General features: G+C 39.2%; 17 protein-coding genes. 1 reads left to right on the top strand and 16 read right to left on the bottom strand.

The genetic code is table 11. From position 1 onward, the window contains the following. Window positions 1-2: 2 nt before the first annotated feature. The 10 genes from AC4G3N_RS09970 to AC4G3N_RS09925 form a co-directional block, all read right to left on the bottom strand. The gene (locus tag AC4G3N_RS09970; protein WP_139892064.1) at window positions 3-1358 is read right to left on the bottom strand and encodes an amino acid permease; all 1356 of its coding nucleotides are present in this window, start codon (window positions 1356-1358) and stop codon (window positions 3-5) included. Between the two features lie 141 nt (window positions 1359-1499). Further along, window positions 1500-1697, bottom strand: coding sequence for a cold shock domain-containing protein (locus tag AC4G3N_RS09965; RefSeq protein ID WP_066109465.1), 198 nt, complete (start codon window positions 1695-1697; stop codon window positions 1500-1502). 391 nt (window positions 1698-2088) lie between these two features. Beyond that, the gene (locus AC4G3N_RS09960) at window positions 2089-4278 is read right to left on the bottom strand and encodes a DNA topoisomerase III (RefSeq protein WP_139892063.1); all 2190 of its coding nucleotides are present in this window, start codon (window positions 4276-4278) and stop codon (window positions 2089-2091) included. A 152-nt stretch (window positions 4279-4430) separates the two neighbouring features. Further along, window positions 4431-4784 carry a monovalent cation/H(+) antiporter subunit G gene (gene mnhG / locus AC4G3N_RS09955; RefSeq protein WP_217491087.1) on the bottom strand — a complete coding sequence of 118 codons (354 nt, stop codon included), beginning with the start codon at window positions 4782-4784 and terminating at the stop codon, window positions 4431-4433. Continuing rightward, window positions 4762-5046 (bottom strand): Na(+)/H(+) antiporter subunit F1, encoded by a 285-nt coding sequence (locus AC4G3N_RS09950; protein WP_066109471.1) that lies wholly within the window; start codon window positions 5044-5046, stop codon window positions 4762-4764. Before AC4G3N_RS09950 ends, mnhG begins: the two co-directional genes overlap by 23 nt. Further along, on the bottom strand, window positions 5046-5522 hold the full coding sequence (locus AC4G3N_RS09945) for a Na+/H+ antiporter subunit E (RefSeq protein WP_139892062.1): 477 nt from the start codon (window positions 5520-5522) through the stop codon (window positions 5046-5048). Before AC4G3N_RS09945 ends, AC4G3N_RS09950 begins: the two co-directional genes overlap by 1 nt. Window positions 5523-5555: 33 nt before the next feature. After that, the gene (locus AC4G3N_RS09940) at window positions 5556-7034 is read right to left on the bottom strand and encodes a Na+/H+ antiporter subunit D (RefSeq protein ID WP_066109479.1); all 1479 of its coding nucleotides are present in this window, start codon (window positions 7032-7034) and stop codon (window positions 5556-5558) included. Then, entirely contained in the window at window positions 7027-7365 is a 339-nt protein-coding gene (locus AC4G3N_RS09935) for a Na(+)/H(+) antiporter subunit C (protein ID WP_139892061.1), read from the bottom strand. The genes AC4G3N_RS09940 and AC4G3N_RS09935 overlap by 8 nt, the downstream gene beginning before the upstream one ends. Before the next feature lie 2 nt (window positions 7366-7367). Then, window positions 7368-7790, bottom strand: coding sequence for a Na(+)/H(+) antiporter subunit B (locus AC4G3N_RS09930; protein ID WP_066109486.1), 423 nt, complete (start codon window positions 7788-7790; stop codon window positions 7368-7370). Further along, window positions 7787-10186 (bottom strand): Na+/H+ antiporter subunit A, encoded by a 2400-nt coding sequence (locus tag AC4G3N_RS09925; RefSeq protein ID WP_491090122.1) that lies wholly within the window; start codon window positions 10184-10186, stop codon window positions 7787-7789. The genes AC4G3N_RS09930 and AC4G3N_RS09925 overlap by 4 nt, the downstream gene beginning before the upstream one ends. A 185-nt stretch (window positions 10187-10371) precedes the next feature. Here AC4G3N_RS09925 and AC4G3N_RS09920 point away from each other — a divergent pair, with 185 nt between their 5' ends. After that, window positions 10372-11022, top strand: a complete 651-nt coding sequence (locus tag AC4G3N_RS09920) for a universal stress protein (protein WP_066109492.1) — start codon at window positions 10372-10374, stop codon at window positions 11020-11022. 65 nt (window positions 11023-11087) lie between these two features. Here AC4G3N_RS09920 and AC4G3N_RS09915 read toward each other — a convergent pair whose 3' ends face one another. The 6 genes from AC4G3N_RS09915 to AC4G3N_RS09890 form a co-directional block, all read right to left on the bottom strand. After that, window positions 11088-11651 (bottom strand): site-specific integrase, encoded by a 564-nt coding sequence (locus AC4G3N_RS09915; RefSeq protein ID WP_066109497.1) that lies wholly within the window; start codon window positions 11649-11651, stop codon window positions 11088-11090. Window positions 11652-11967: 316 nt separating this feature from the next. Continuing rightward, on the bottom strand, window positions 11968-12636 hold the full coding sequence (gene pgmB / locus AC4G3N_RS09910; RefSeq protein WP_066109500.1) for a beta-phosphoglucomutase: 669 nt from the start codon (window positions 12634-12636) through the stop codon (window positions 11968-11970). Then, the gene (locus AC4G3N_RS09905) at window positions 12633-14942 is read right to left on the bottom strand and encodes a glycoside hydrolase family 65 protein (protein WP_066109503.1); all 2310 of its coding nucleotides are present in this window, start codon (window positions 14940-14942) and stop codon (window positions 12633-12635) included. Before AC4G3N_RS09905 ends, pgmB begins: the two co-directional genes overlap by 4 nt. Window positions 14943-15235: 293 nt before the next feature. Continuing rightward, window positions 15236-15613 carry a YckD family protein gene (locus AC4G3N_RS09900; RefSeq protein WP_066109504.1) on the bottom strand — a complete coding sequence of 126 codons (378 nt, stop codon included), beginning with the start codon at window positions 15611-15613 and terminating at the stop codon, window positions 15236-15238. 122 nt (window positions 15614-15735) lie between these two features. Next, complete coding sequence (locus AC4G3N_RS09895; RefSeq protein ID WP_066109507.1) at window positions 15736-16935, bottom strand: DEAD/DEAH box helicase; 1200 nt, start codon at window positions 16933-16935, stop codon at window positions 15736-15738. 140 nt (window positions 16936-17075) lie between these two features. Further along, window positions 17076-17429, bottom strand: a complete 354-nt coding sequence (locus AC4G3N_RS09890) for a DUF4183 domain-containing protein (RefSeq protein ID WP_491090291.1) — start codon at window positions 17427-17429, stop codon at window positions 17076-17078. Window positions 17430-17431 lie beyond the last annotated feature (2 nt).

Genomic DNA, 17431 nt, shown 5'->3' with positions numbered 1-17431 from the left:
CGTTAGTTATGGATTCTTCGCCTTGTTAAAGGCCGTTTTCGTTTTCGAATAATAGCCATAATAATTGTAATCAGGCTTACAAAAGAAACAAAAGCTAGACTTACGAAAAAGCCCATTCTCGTGTCCTTTTCAATGACCGTCCCAACAATAGCCAGCAAAATAAGCCCAAGCCCTATAGTTCGTTTTATTTTATCCTTTGTTTTTAGGTCAGCAAGCTTGGAATACGTCAACAGGATTAATATCCAATTGTAAAGGATGAGTAAACTCGCACCAGTCGTAAAGTATTCATAGACCTTATCCGGCATCACTCTCGACAGAACGATAGAGATTAGCAAACCAGTCACTGTTACAGCAAAAGCAGGCAGAGGGATTGCGAACTTCCCTTTTTTTCCCAATATTTTCGGGGCATCTCGATCCTCAGCTAAGGTCGTCAGCATATTTGCAACAGAAAAAAGTGAAGCCGACATTGTTGAAAAACCGGCAATTATCAAAGCTCCATTAAAAAGATGCATAATGAACCTAAATGGATAATAACTCAAGACCGTTAAAAACGGGCTTTCTTTTAGATTAACCTTATCCCATGGCAACAGCATTACGACTAAGCCTAGGGATATGATGTAAATGACGGTTAATGCTAGAATCATGACTCTCCCTGCTTTTGGAGCATCCTCTTTTTTCTCTAATCGCATAGACATAATACCCAGAACTTCAATACCTCCAAAGGCAAAAAAAGCAAAAACGAGAGATGACCAAGTTTTCTTCCAATCTGTAGGAAAAACCTCCTTAACCGTTGAAGGAAAATCAAGTGTTTCTTTTCCATCAATCACACCACACAAGCCAAGGATCACGATAATGACAAACATTAAAATTGCGGATACTTTAACGATTGCACTGACATTCTCCATCGGTTCAAACAGCTTTGCCCCAATAATAATAACAATCAGTCCAAGTGCTCCGTAGATGGCTGCAAATATCCATAAAGGAAATTCAGGAAACCAAAACCTAGAAAATAGAGACAGGGCTGTTAATTGGCTTCCCATTATAAGCATTTCTGAAAACCAGTAAACCCACCCATTTAAGAACCCAAAAGAACGTCCAAACGCCTTACGGGAGTATGTACGAAAAGACCCTTTTTGAGGATCTTTTTCCGTCATCTTTGCTAAAGCTTCATATACGATATATGTCGTACAAGCGGCAAGTATAAACGCAATTAATATTGATGGGCCGGCAAGCCTGATTCCTAATCCGGAACCTAAGAAAAAGCCGGTTCCAATTGTACAGCCTATCCCTATAAGGGAAAGCTGCCACCATTGCAGTTTTTTCTTTTCTTGATTTTTTGTCGCTGCTGCTTTTTTCATATCCTATTCCGCCCTTTGATTTATATCAGACTGTATCCTCAATTAATCTGCTCCATCCAGGCGAAACTTATGCTTTATTTGCTTGCCAATATAAAAAGGGTACAATCCGAAAAGGATTGTACCCGATGGTTTTAAATTTAATTAGATACGCTCTACATTAGCAGCTTGTGGTCCGCGATTTCCATCAACGATTTCGAATTCAACTTCTTGACCTTCTTCAAGAGTTTTGAATCCTTCACCTTGAATAGCAGAGAAGTGTACGAATACATCGTCACCATCTTCACGCTCGATAAAACCAAAACCTTTTTCTGCATTAAACCATTTTACTTTTCCGACCATTTTTTTGGCCCCCTAACTTTTAGTGAAAATTTTAAAAGTAGAAAACCAGAAAAACCTTTTCTGTCTAAGCATGTACTTAAAGACTGTAAAAATTTTTTTGATCTTCAAACCTTTTTGCTGTTTTATTGTAACATACAGCTTACTAATTAACAAACAATTTAAACAAATCAAACTAATCCAAAATGTGATGGTTATTCCAATATAGGGTAAAAATATAATTTGTATCTTCTTTATCAATACAAAATGAAACTTTTGAACTGTCTTCTTCGTAAAGGCTCGTTAATTCATCTGGTACCACTTGATCTTCATCAGTCTCCTGATTTTTAACAAAAACGCCTATCCTCTAAAATTAGGATAGGCATTTTTGTTTTTGAAAAATTAACTTAATTCTCTAGTCAAATTTCATTCCTTTTAATAAATCAGCAAATGGATTGTTGATAGGCTCCGTTTCCTTTTCTTGCTGTTTCAGGTACTTTTGTACAGTTCGTTTATCCACTTTTCCGCCAGACTCTTTTTTACGTCTCTCTTCAAAAGCAGATAATTTTTCACGGTATCCACATTTACAGGTAAATATTTGTCCCTGACCTTCGCCACGGAGTTCCATTTTCTTTTTGCATTGAGGGCATCGTGCATTAGTGACACGTGACACGTTCTTTCTATGACCACATTCGCGATCTTGGCAGACAAGCATTTTGCCTTTCTTTCCGTTTACTTCTAACATTGGTTTCCCGCATTCTGGGCAGGATTTTGTGGAGATATTGTCGTGCTTATACTTTTTATTGCTGGCTTTAATTTCTGCCACAATTTCTTTTGTATGCTCTTTCATCTCATTAATGAACACAGCCTTTTTCATTTTCCCTTTAGCGATTAGCTCAAGTTTTTGTTCCCACTCTGCTGTTGTAGTTGGCGACTTCAATTCTTCCGGTACTAAATTAAGTAACTGGCGTCCTTTAGAAGTAATATATATATCTTTTCCACCACGTTTTTCGATTAAGAATGAATTGAATAATTTATCTATAATATCTGCACGGGTTGCAACTGTACCAAGCCCGCCAGTTATCTTTATCGTATCTACAAGCTTTTTATCTTTTGTTTCCATGTACTTCGTAGGGTTTTCCATCGCTGACAGTAAAGTAGCCTCTGTAAAACGCGCAGGTGGCTTAGTTTGACCTGAAGTTTGCGATATTATCGTAATTGCTAATTTGTCACCCTTATTGATTTTCGGAAGTAACTGTTCCTTCACCTCATCGCCAGATTCCTCTTCCTCAAAACGATTGTTATAGACTTCCTTCCAGCCTGGCTGAATCACTGTTTTACCACGGGCGATAAAGGACTCTGGGCCAATCTTCGCATGGACTGTTAATTGCTCGAATTCATGGGCCGGAAATAGAACAGCGAGAAACCGCTTCACGACCAAATCATAAATTTTACGTTCCTTATCATTAAAGGCAGCATAATTAACGAAGCCTTCCGTTGGAATGATGGCATGGTGGTCGCTGACTTTACTGTCGTCAACAAAGGCCTTCGTCGCCTTAATAGGCTTATTTATAATCTTAGTTACTAACTTACGATACTCATTACCGCCGATTGCCTTTAAGCGCTCTGGAATGGTGCTGACAATATCAGATGATATATAGCGTGAATCAGTACGTGGATATGTTAGTACTTTATGTTGTTCATATAGTTTCTGCATAATATTCAGTGTTTCTTTAGCTGAATAGCCAAAGATCTTATTAGCATCACGTTGAAGTTCTGTTAAATCATATAAGGCAGGTGAAAAGTTTTTCTTTGCTTTGCGTTCAATAGAAACTACATTCGCATCTTTATATCCAAGCGATTTAACAATTGCATCTATTTTTTCTTTATTAAAGCTGCGGCTATTACCATTCACATCTTGCCATGTTAATTTAAGCCCATCAGCTTGCGCTTCAATACCATAATAAGTTTGCGGTTTAAAGTTTTTGATTTCATCTTCACGTGCCGCTACCATAGCAACTGTTGGTGTTTGGACGCGACCACAATTTAATTGTGCATTAAATTTAGTTGTTAATGCACGACTTGCATTTAAACCGATATACCAGTCTGCTTCTGAGCGTGCTACTGCGGAAGCATATAAATTTTCATACGATTTACCAGGTTTTAAGTTATTAAATCCGTCTTTTATCGCTTTATCTGTTACAGAAGATATCCATAGGCGCTTGATTGGCTTATTGACTTTTGCTTTATCAATAATCCAACGTGCAACTAATTCTCCTTCCCTTCCCGCATCAGTAGCCACAATTATTTCATTCACATCACTGCGACTTAATTGTGCTTTTACAGCATTAAACTGTTTTCCAGTTTGTTTAATGACAACTAATTTCATACGTTCTGGAAGCATAGGAAGATCTTCTAGATTCCATGTTTTATATTTATTATCATAAGCTTCAGGATCAGCTAAAGTAACTAAATGCCCTAATGCCCAAGTAACTATATATTTGTTTCCTTCGAAAAATCCATTGCCCTTCTTTGTACATTTCAGTACATTCGCAATATCACGGGCAACGGAAGGTTTTTCAGCAATGACTACACTTTTTGCCATATTTCTAAACTCCTTTACTAACTATGTACTGTCAATATACCATAGTTTCAATGTTTGAATTGAATAGACATCCTATCGCTTTTTTTCCAAATTAAAACTGCCCCATAAAAGTTAGATTTAGTCTAACCTTTAGTGGGCAGTTCAACTATCTTTCATTTAGACTTCAATAATTTCTTCAAATCATCACGGACTGTACGGTCGGTAAGTTTTACGTTTGAGCGATAAGCTGCCCGGCAGATGATATGGCCTGCTACCGGAGCAGTCAGGAATACAAAGAATATTCCGAGAAGCAGCCGTATACTAACATATCCTTCACCAATTAAAAAAAACAGAAATGCTCCCAGAAGGATGAATAGTACTCCAAGTGTTGTACTTTTTGAAGCTGCATGTGATCGTGTATAAACATCCGGAAGCCTAATCAGCCCAACACCACTTAGAAGCGTTAAGATTGTCCCCGTAAGAATACAGACAGCAGCAATCCACTCACTTATCATTTCCACGTTCAATGACCACACCCCTTTCTATGAATCTCGCAAACGCGATAGTCCCGATAAAAGAAAGGATCCCTAACAACAATATGATGTCCAAGAAGGCATGGGATTTGAACAGTACAGAAAAAATAGCCACACCTGAAATTAAGTGGATTCCAATTGAATCCAGTGCCATAACCCTGTCTGGCATGGATGGACCTTTATAGAGGCGATAGATGGAAATGAGAATGGATAACGTTAAAATGAATAGCGCTACAGTCATGGCTTTTTCAAACATTATCGTGTAACCTCCTTAATCGCCTTTTCAAAGCTCATTTTTGCCTGAATAATCGCTTGTTTAGATTCTTTGTAGTCCATGGCATGAATATAGAATGTTTTGTTGTCCGGCGAAATCTCCAATACCACGGAGCCTGGTGTCAGCGATAATAGCAAAGCCAACATTGGTATTTCCCAATCTCCATTCAGATCTGTCTTTAAGGCAAAAACCGCCGGCTGAACATCTATTTTTTTACGTGTGACCTGCCTCAGAACAAGCACCGTAGAAGAAACGAGCTCTTTAAGAAATACAAATAGCAACTTTAATATAGAGAGAAATGTCCCCATGTAGAAGGATTTATTGAAAAAGCGACGCACAAAAAACAAAATAACGATTCCCACTAGATATCCGGCAAAGAACGAAGGGAAACTCCATTTATCCTGCAAGAGCATCCATAAGAAACCAATGAATATATTAAGCAAGACTTGAACGGGCACAACGACCACCCCTTTTTGTTTATAGACTAGCTACTATTCTCCTAAAACCGCATCGATATATAAATCAGGGTTCATCAAGCCTTCGGCAGCCAACTGGATATAAGATGAGATTATTTCTCCACCCAATCCCAGAAAAATTGTTGCAGCCGTCAAAAGCGTAATTGGTATAATAACCCCTCTTGTTGTCCCTTTCTCCATTTCTTCACTTAGGTTTGTCTCACCCCAGAATGCATTCATGAAGATTTTCATAACAGAATATAGCACTAACAAGCTTGATAGTAATCCAATTGCCCCCAGCCAATAATCTCCGGCTTCAAAGGTACCTTTTGTAATCAGCATCTTCCCGAGGAAACCACTGAAAGGTGGGATACCTGCCAACGCCAAGGCTGCGACAAAGAACATCCAGCCAAGAAACGGATGAGTCCGGATCAAGCCGCTGATTTCCTTTAATTTAGCAGTGCCAGTTAGGTAAATAACTGTACCGCCGATTAGAAAAATCAGTGCTTTCACATTGATGTCATGCACAAGATAAAAAATGGAACCTGTGATGCTGCCTGTGGTGAAAGCAGCAAGTCCGGCCATAATCAAACCGACAGAAATGATAACATTGTAGGTCAAAATTCCTTCTATATCCCATCTCGAGACCGCACCGATTGCTCCGAGTAACATTGTCGCTGCCCCTAGGATTCCGATCAACAAGTGGGTGATTTCCGGTTGATGATAGAAAATCAATGTAAACATACGGAAAATAGCATAAATTCCAACCTTGGTGAGCAAAGCCGCAAAGATTGCTGCCACCGCTGTAGGTGGAACACTATATGATCCTGGTAACCAATGAAATAGCAAGAGACCGGCCTTCAGGCTGAAAACCATGAGCAGTAAAATCGCAACGGTCGTCAGCAGCCCATTTTGTCCCGCTTCCGCAACACGGACAGACAGATGCGCCATATTCAACGTACCTGTTACAGCATATAGGTAGGCAACGGACACAAGGAAAAAGAAGGATGACATGACATTAATCAATATATATTTGATTGATTCCCTGAGCTGTTTTTTCTCCCCGCCAAGTGTAATCAATGCATAGGAGGAAATCAGCATCAGTTCGAAAAAGACAAATAGATTGAAGATATCTCCGGTCAAAAAAGATCCGTTCACACCGCTGATCATAAACAGGAACAATGGATAGAAGAAATTTTTCTCTCTTATCTTTCCAATTGTGTAAAAGGCGTAAAGCAAACAACAGAAAGACACAAATGCCGTTATAATCAACAGAATGACCGCAAACATATCGGCGACAAGGCTAATTCCATAAGGGGCCGCCCATCCCCCTGCCTGCAGAACCTGTATTCCCTCCACCTTTACTTTCATAGCCATTAGCACTGAAACCATTCCCGTGGCTAGAATTGCCAGAAGAGCAATTGATCTTTGCGCATATAAGTTTTTTCTGAATATGACCATGATAAGTCCCGCGATAAGCGGAATAATGACCGGCAGAATGATTATATTATTCATCTTCATTTCCCCTTAATTCATTCAAATCGTCAGTTCCCAAGACTCGGTAACTACGATAGGCAACCACCAGAAAAAGACCTGTAACTGCAAAGTTAATAACAATCGCTGTCAGGATGAGCGCCTGTGGCAGCCCGTCTGTAAAGGAAGTGCTTTTCAATCCTAACAATGGCGGACCCCCGGTCTTTAATCCCCCCATTGTTAAGATTAAAAGATTGACAGCGTGGCCGATCACCGAAGTCCCAAGAATGATTCTCAGCAGGCTTTTGGATAGGACCATATATGTTCCAATTGTGAAAAAAATACCTACAAGTATAGACATAACTGTTTCCATAATTATCGATCCTCACTTATGCTCAGGATGATTGTCACAGCTGAACCAATGACAGCTAACGCTACACCAGTGTCAAATATAAGAGCGGTAGCTAGTTCCGTTTTACCTAAAATCGGAAAATCTACATAACCATACGTTTGGGAAAGAAAGGGAACACCGAACAGAAATGAACCGACACCCGTAAGAATTGCAATCAGTACACCGATCGCTGCCACTGTTTTAAAATCCACAGGAATAATCTTATTGACCGCTTCCGTCCCAAGCGTCAAATACATGAGTACAAGTGCACTGGCAATTCCCAACCCTCCGATAAATCCTCCTCCAGGGTTGTGATGCCCCGAGAAGAACAAATCAATGGAAAAGGTGAGGATAATCAATACTGCAACTTTTGTTACGGCCGTCAATAAAATATCATTAGGCTTCATTTTTTATCCCTCCCTGTAACATTGACCTTGATTAATGTAAAGACAGCCAATCCCGCAATACACAGGACCGCCACTTCGACCATCGTATCAAGTCCCCTGAAGTCAACCAAGGTCGCGTTCACTATATTTTTAGCTCCGGCAAGCGTATAGGAATCTTCGAAATACCCAGAAATCGTTTCAAACAAACGGGTTCCATTGGCGGAAAGGGCCAATAGTGTTACCGTCAACCCCACTCCAACTGAAATCAACATATTGGTGAATTTGAAACGAACTTTACTTACTTCTTTTCGAAACTCTGGCAAATGATAGAAGCACAGCAGGAATAAAGCGACTGTCACTGTTTCCACAACCAATTGCGTCAGCGCCAGATCCGGTGCCTGAAAAATAACGAAAAGAATAGACACTAGATATCCAAGGGCACCAACAGCAATAATCGATGTCAGTCGATACTGGGAAAACAGTGCGATTAAAGCGGTCACCACCATACCAATGACCATCACAGCTTCATAAATGCTCACCGGTGAATCCTTAGACATATCGAAAGCAAAACCGTTGAACAGCCACAGAGAACCACCAACAATGAAAATAAAAAACGCAAAAATATAAACTAGATAATCACGTGTATATCCAGTCATGTACTTCTTCGTTGCATAAGCAGATATCGATTCCATAAGCAGCAAAGACTCATTGTATATATTGTTAAACGTCAGGCTTTGCGGATACCAGCTGAATACCCTGATCCACTTAGGCAGCAGCTTGTATAGCAATAGGCCAACTAATACGACACCGATTGTCATCAATAATTCTGTATTAAAACCATGCCAAGCACTAATCTCCTTACCCAACCCTCCTGCTGCCTCATAATCCGGCAAGATTGATATAAGGGCAGGATCTAAAATGTATTTTGCCAAAATGTTGGGGAAGAAGAATATCAGGACTACAAACATCGCCAATATAGCAGGCGGAATCAGCATACCGACAGGTGGTTCATGAGCAGCCTTTGACAGCATCTCAGGTTTATGTTCTCCAGTGAACGTCTTAAAGACCATAATCATACAGTAGACGAACGTTAGGATACTTGCTATCCAAGCAACAACAGGGAATATCATGCCGAACTTTTCCATCCCGAAAATATCCATCCCTGAAGCATTCACCACGCCGGTAAAAAACATTTCTTTACTCAAAAAGCCATTGAATGGCGGTAATCCTGCCATAGAGAAACTTCCAATCATAGTGATCGTGAAAGAAATCGGCATGAGGCTCATTAACCCACCCAGCCTTTGCAGATTCCGGGTTCCTGTCTCATGGTCAATGATTCCGACAACCATGAACAGACTTCCCTTAAAGGTTGAATGGTTAACCAAATGGAATACAGCCGCCATAATAGCGATTGCATATACTTTCGATTCATCGCCATAGCCAAAATAAATGGCAGCAGACCCCAATCCTAGTAGACTCATGATCAAACCGAGCTGACTAATTGTCGAATAAGCGAGCAAGGCCTTTAGATCTTTCTGACGAACTGCATTCCAGGATCCGTATAATAAAGTTACAATTCCGACCAAGGATACCGTCCAGAACCAAACTGCATCACCGCCAAACAAAGGGGTTAACCTAGCCACCAAATAGATGCCGGCTTTGACCATTGTAGCCGAATGGAGGTAAGCACTGATTGGTGTCGGTGCCTCCATCGCATCAGGTAGCCAAAGACTAAACGGAAACTGAGCTGATTTAGTGAAAGCTCCCAGTAAAATTAAAATCATCGCAGGTAAAAAGAGGACATTCTCCGGCAATGATTTAGCTTGGGAGATCATTTCACGGATGCTATATGTATCGGTAATGATGGAAAGGAGCAACAACCCGGCCAACATAGATAATCCACCGAAAATGGTGATTAGCATCGACTTCCGTGCTCCTTCTCTCGATTTTTTCCGTTGGTACCAATAAGCAATCAACAAGAAAGATGAAATACTGGTCAGTTCCCAGAACACGTAAAGGACGACAACATTATCCGAGAAAACGACTCCAAGCATGGCCCCCATAAACAACATCAGATATACATAAAAGCTATGCAGCTCCTCCCGAGCCCTGGACATATAGAAAATCGAGTACAAAATGACAAGCGATCCGACACCTGTGATTAACAAACCGAATAAGAGGGACAATCCGTCGACATAAGCTGTGAAATTAATCCCGAATGATGGCAGCCATTTAAATTCACTGGTCAATGTATTCCCAGTCGTTGTAATTGGGATATACTGTAATAAGGAGATAAAGATGATGACCGGCAAAAAAAGAACAAACCAGCCTATATGTAATTTTTTATTGAACATACTATAGAGGAAAGGTATCAGAACCGCAAAGAAAAACGGTAATAAAATCATTAAATTAATCATGTCCTCGCGCTCCCTTCATCATAGAATACTGTACGCACACACAAAAGTGACGATATATCCAACGGACCCTTTTTATATTAGAAATATTTACTCTATTTTGTGTAATAATAATTGACTGAAAATCTGGCATGGGCTATATTCGTAATAGTCCAATGAACTACCATCTATTTAGAGGTGAACTTTTAATGAAAAAATGCAAAAGCCGAATGGACGAAAGCATCCTTGTGTGTGTCTATTACGGCCCCAATGGTGATCGCTTGATCCAGCGTGGCAGTAAAATCGCCAACATGTTGGATTGTCCCCTATATATCTTGACAGTGGACCCAAGTCCTTTTGATGAACTAGACGCTGAGAAATCCGAAAGTATTGAGAGATGGCGTCAGCTCGCCGAGGAATTGGAAGCAGAGGAATTCATTTTGAAAGATAATGAGAAACGACCGTTTGCAAAAGTAATAGCGGATGTCGCACGTGAAAAACAAATTTCACAGATCATCCTTGGTCAAACAGCACAAAGCCGTTGGGAACAGATTGCTAAAGGTTCGATTATAAATACTTTGTTGCGAGATATTCCATTTGTTGACATTCATATAATATCCGTCGCCCGGGCATTGAGAGATGATCCAGACGGCCTTTACGAAAAAGGCGTACGTGCCTATCTCGAAAAAGAAGACAATCATTATCGGCTGAGCTTTGAACATACAAAGAAAAGTGAATTTGAGGGTATCTTCTTTAAAGAAATCGGTACTGATTTCAATACTGGTATCTTTAAATTTATGAAAAACCAAAAAACACTGCAAGTAACCGTGACTGATAACTATGTCAAAGAAACTTTATGATGTGACACCTCCACAAAAAAATGTGGGGGTTTTTTCTTTTCTAAGGAAACTGGAGTCTGTTATACCTATAGATTCACATCAACTTTGACAGGAAGTTTTTCATTTTTGTCGATTCCCAAATACCGTAATGTTTCACCAGGACTATGATGATGATAAATGTTCATCAGGATTGAAATAGCAATCCCTTTTCGATAGGCATGATAACCGAATGTCTTCCGTAACGTATGGGTTCCGATTTTTCCCGGTATCCCCACTTCCTTAGCCGCACAATTAATAATCCTGTATGCCTGTTGCCTTGAGATAGGCTGCTGATTTTTTTTGGATTTGAATAAATAATCATCCGTAGAGAAATCAAAGGTTTCTAAATAATGTTTCGCAGCTTCTCTCACATTTTGATTGAGGTAAAAAGCCCTCTCTTCCGAAGTCTTTGCATCTTTTATATAAAGGAACTCCTTGAACTTCCCGCCTTCCCAGATATCACCCACCCGTAAAGAGAGCAGTTCACTGACACGGAGACCAGTATTAATTCCAAAAACAAATAATAGTAGATCACGCAAGGATTGCTTTTTAAGAATCCTTTTTATTGCGGTAATCTTGCGGATATCCTTTATGGGATCAACGTATTCCAAGGAAATACCCCCTAACTATAATGTTACTTAATTATGATATTATCAAAAATTAAGTAACATTACAAATATAGTGACTTGTTTGATTTTTTAATCTAAAACGCTTTATAAAGAGGCTTTATTAAAGTAAGGCAGCTCCATTTACTCCCTTTTCGCGGTTCTGGCAGTGGCCTGCAGGAGCACTCCCTGGATTTCATTAGCAATGTTATGTAGTAATATCCATCTGTTAGAATACAGGCTAACGAGGAAGTATTTAATTGCTACTTAGGAATAAAAAGAGTAAAAAAAGCGCCCCAAAATTGGGACGCACTTAAATTGCTTAGTTTTGATATTCCTTTATTAATTCATCCAGCGATAGGTAAGATGTATTGCTGTATAGGAGATCCGCTTTAGCCAGTTGTTCTTTAGAGCCTATTCCGACCGCAAACATGCCAGCACTCTTAATGGCTTCAACTCCTGCTTCTGCGTCCTCAATCCCAATGCATTCATCAGCAGGGACACCAAGCTTTTCAGCGGCTTTTAAGAAAATTTCCGGATCCGGTTTACCCCTCTTAATTGTACGCGCATCAACCATATAATCAAACTGGTCACTGAGCTGTAAGGAGTTCATCACAGCCGGCGCATTTTTGCTAACAGAAGCAAGACCCAGCTTATAGCCGGCAGCTTTTATATCAAGCAATAGCTGTTTAATGCCAGGTAAACTATCATTTGGTGTAATTTGCTTGATTAGCTCCATATAATGCTCATTTTTCTGCGCAGCCAGTTTTTCTTTTTCTTCAACCGTATAGGAAGATTGCTTATTCCCAATTTCCAGAATGATTTCAAGGGATTCCATTCGAGAAATTCCCTTTAATCTTTCATTATCCGCTCTGGTAAACTCAATTCCCAATTCACTGGCAAGCTGTTTCCAGGCAAGATAATGATATTCTGCTGTATCCGTAATAACACCATCCAAATCAAAGATAAACGCTTTTAATTCCTTACTCACGCGACCGTGTCCTCCTTCATTAGCGGTATTTTTACAACACCATCAGCAGGCAACTCAAATTCACTGTCGTAAACCTTGAGTTTCATTACCGGGCCAGTTTGTGAAATACTCACTTCGTTTTTATTCACTTCAATAGTTAAATGATGATCTCTATAATTGATATTAAAGCTATAACGGTCCCATGCTGCCGGAATAAATGGTGCAAACGACAGCTCCTCATTAAATGTTTTCATGCCAGCAAAACCTTGTACAATCCCTAACCAGGAGCCTGTCATACTTGTAATATGAAGGCCATCCTCCGTGTCATTGTTATAGTTATCCAGATCCAGCCTTGCTGTTCTGGTATACATCTCATATGCTTTATCTTCCAGTCCAAGTTCAGCAGCAAGTATCGCATGAATGCATGGAGACAGAGAGGATTCATGTACGGTCATTGGCTCATAGAATTCAAAGTTTCGGCGTTTTTCCTCACGTGTATATTCATTATTCAGGAAATAAATCCCTTGCAGGACATCCGCCTGCTTGATAAAGCAGCTGCGCAGAATTTTATCCCAGGACCATTTTTGATTTAGCGGGCGGTCTTCTGGCTTTAATTGCGAAGCAGGCATTAAATCCTTATCCATAAATGTATCATGCTGAATAAACACTTGATTCTCCTCATCAAATGGATAGTACATTTTATCAATGATATCCTGCCATTTATTTAATTCATCGTCTGTCATATATAAATCTGAAAATCTCGCTTCATGCCCGTTCTCTTTTAAATATCCAATAACTTCAAGGGTGTAACGTAAAGTCCAGGCTGCCATTGTATTCGTATACCAGTTATTATTGACGTTATTTTCGTATTCATTTGGACCGGTTACTCCATGAATCATATATTGATCTTTCATTTTATTATAATGGACGCGGTCTGCCCAAAAGCGCGAAATCCCGACCAGCACATCTATGCCATATTCGTTAAGGTAGCTCTTATCTCCTGTATAATTCACATAATTATAAATAGCATAGGCAATAGCTGCATTACGGTGGATTTCTTCAAAGGTAATTTCCCACTCATTATGGCACTCCACTCCTGTGAAAGTGACCATTGGATATAATGCTCCTTTTAATCCTTGTCTCTCAGCATTGAGATAGGCTCCTTCGAGCTGGTTATGACGATAGATTAAGAGATTGCGAGCCACTTCAGGCTGAGCTGCTGCCAAATATAATGGAATCGCATATGCTTCAGTATCCCAATACGTTGCACCACCATATTTCTCGCCTGTGAATCCCTTAGGTCCGATGTTTAATCGGGCATCTTCTCCATAATAGGTTGAAAACAGCTGAAATAAATTAAAACGGATTCCCTGTTGTGCTTCAATATCTCCATCAATTTGGACGTCTGCTAACTCCCAGCGCTCTGCCCATCGATCGCAATGTGCCTTTAAGCAAGCTTCATAGCCTTGTTGCATAGCTGTATTAACAATTTCCAGACCCTTTTCACTTAAAAATTCTGAAGCATGATCACGGTCTGTTGTAATGCCCACATATTTAGTTAACGTAACAGTCTTACCTTCTTCAGTTGGAATTTCAATTTTATTATCTACATATTCTTCGTGTTGGAACGGTTTGATATCGGCCGTGTTGCCATTGATTTCAAGACCCATCGTCGCAGAGACTGTAAATCTGTCTGTTCCGAAAGGGTTTTCATTTGTTTGCATAACCAAATTACCCATGAGCTCAGATGAGCTGGAGGAAATATAATTCCAGAAGTCTTCTTCATAGTTGGAATCTTCATTGCGAACTTCACCATCTAAATAAGGAATAAAGGTAATCACACTATCATGGTTAATTGGTGTAACCGCATACTTGATCACCGCTAGTTGCTTCTCTGCAATTGATAAATAGCGTACTACCTCAACAGCTGTTTCTTTACCAGCTTGTGAGACCGTAAAGCTTCTCGTAAGAACACCATTTTTCATATCGAGTTCACGGCGGTAATTACTCATTTCCACTTTATTAAGGTCAATTTCCTCCTCACCAATAAAAACACGAATTCCGATAAAATTAATGGTATTGATCACTTTACCAAAGTAATCGGGATAACCGTTTTTCCACCATCCAACCCTGGTTTTATCCGGAAACCAAACGCCTGCCACATATGTCCCTCTATGACTATCACCTGTATAGGTTTCTTCAAAATTACCTCTTAACCCCATATGCCCGTTTCCAAGACTTGTCATACTTTCAGCAAGTCTAAAATCCTCTTTATGTAACTCTTCTTCAATAATTTTCCACGGATCTATTGAGAACAGTCTTTTCATATAATACCCCTTTCCATCTTCCCTCAATTATTTATTTAATAGAATATATATAGGCTTCTACTGTTTGTGCAATCGGTTGCATAAAAGTACATTCTCATTATAACCGATTCATTAACTTATGAAAGCATAAAATTAAAAATTCTAAAATTTATCTAAAATTTATTACATCTACGTGAATTTGAATAGTAGGATAAAAAGCCTTTTTTAATGCCCTACTATCCTTTCTTCTATAATTACTCAAAAATAAAAATACCTCTAAAGAATTCTATTCCTTAGAGGTTATTCATGCTTTATTATTCGTTAGATTCAGTCCCAGGACTGTTTTCATGCGGCGGCTTACCAGGGTGGGTACCTCCAAAAGGATGTGGAGGAATATATCCGTTTGCCTGTATTCTTTCAAATCTTTTATCCATATGATTCTTTAACATATCAGCATTCTGCTTAGACATCACACCGAATTCAACATACTTTTCAACAATAGCCTTTTCCTTTTCCATCACTTCTTTATGCATCGCAGCAAGCTCTGCTTTCTGTTGTTCCGTTAAAGTTGGCCTTGTTTGCTTTGTTTGATTATCGCCATTTTCTGCCGCATGTACGACGGTATTGGATATACCAATTGAGGTAAAGCTCAAAACACATGCCATTATCAACAAGAGAGACATTTTTTTCATTAGTATTTTCACTCCTTCTTTATTTTCTGCCCCTAGTTTTTACCAACTTTAATTATTTATGCATGCTGTTTTCCTATAATAAAAAAGGCTGAACTCTAATTAGAGCCAGCCCATTTCATTCTTTATTTTTTATACCTTTTAGGATTCGGTTTCTTCTTTATAGACTTTGAATTTTGATTATATACAGGTCTCTGATCTACAATTTTACCTTTAAACAGTTCCTTTTTCTGAACTTCAATATGCAGTTCCCGAGCGTATTTCTTTAATTCACGTTCTTCACGAGCCGTTACAATTGAAATAACCGTTCCACTTTCTCCCTGGCGTCCAGTCCTACCTGAACGATGCACATATTGAGCAATCGTTTCAGGGAAATCCACATGGATTACAAATGGCAGCCCTTTAATGTCCAAGCCCCTTGCTGCCACATCTGTAGCAAGTAATATAGTTGACTCCTGCCTACGAAACTCACGTATAGCCGCTTCTCTTTCTATTTTCTTGGAATCGCCATGAATAACTCCTAAATCTACTCCCTTGAAACGAAGCTTTGAAGCCATCACATCCAAATTTCCGATGTCCTTTCCAAAAACCAATGCACGCATTTCAGGCATTTTAACTAATTTTTCAAGAATATTTATTTTATCACGCGCCTCAGTGACAAAATAAATATGATCCACCTTTGATTGAACGGTATCTTCCTTTTTAACCCGTACTTTAACAGGGTCATTCATCCATTGCTCGGCTTCTTCCTCTAACCCAGCCGGCAAAGTAGCTGAAAACAAAACTATCTGACGGTCTCTCATAGTACTTTTAATAATTGTCCCAATAGTTGGCAAATGCTCAGGGATCATTAGTTGGTCCCCTTCATCCAGCACAATTGTTTTCACTTCATGCATCTTTAGCTTTTTCTGCTTAATCAGTTCTTCTAGTCTGCCTGGTGTTCCGATGACAACATGCGGATGCTTTTTCAGCTTTTCCAATTGACGCTTCGGATTAGCACCGCCGATAAACGAAGCAGCCGTAATACCTGTTTCTTTTGACCATGCTTGTACAACTTCAAAAATTTGCATAACAAGCTCTCTTGAAGGAGCAAGAATAACAGCCTGTACTTTTTGTTCGTCTGCTTTTATTTTATTTAAGATTGGCAGGACATAAGCAAGTGTCTTTCCTGTTCCTGTCGGCGATTCTGCCAAAACATCTTTTCCTTCATATATAGGACCAAAGGTCTCCTTCTGAACTGTAGTTGCTTCTTTGAATCCGGATAATTCCCATTGTTTTTTTAATCCATTTATTAACTCATTGACGATTGAATCATTTGTATTCATTAATTTCTCCTAACTAAACACATACTTGTATGATTCTTATTATACATATGCCAAACGATGATTATCAATAAAGGAGAGGTTCCTCCCATAATAAAGAGGTCTCTCCGTGTAAAGCCATTTTTTTATTTAGTTTTTAAACCTTAACCATTTGAAAAATTAAAATGGTTTTTTCCGGGCGATAAATCAACTGTTTTAAGTATTAATTTATCTTTTACCACTTTATAATTTTTAGCCGGCTGCAAAACTCCATTAATAAATAGATTCGTATATGATACATCTTCTGGTGAAGGTATTTTGCTATCTCGATACTCGTTCACCTGATCACAGTAAGAGAAAACACGCTGATTTTCGTTAGCATACATATAAAATTCATATAACTCGACCTTTTTAGGAATTTTATACCTATATGTCTCTGTCTCCACCATTGGATGCATAAGTAATGGTTTTGGTAAGGATGCGGTATAACTATAACAATCGATATCCGTTTTTCTCATTA

It is taken from the genome of Bacillus sp. z50, from assembly GCF_058313585.1.
Note: the sequence above shows the minus strand (reverse complement) of the source record. Positions and strands in the feature narration are given on the sequence as shown.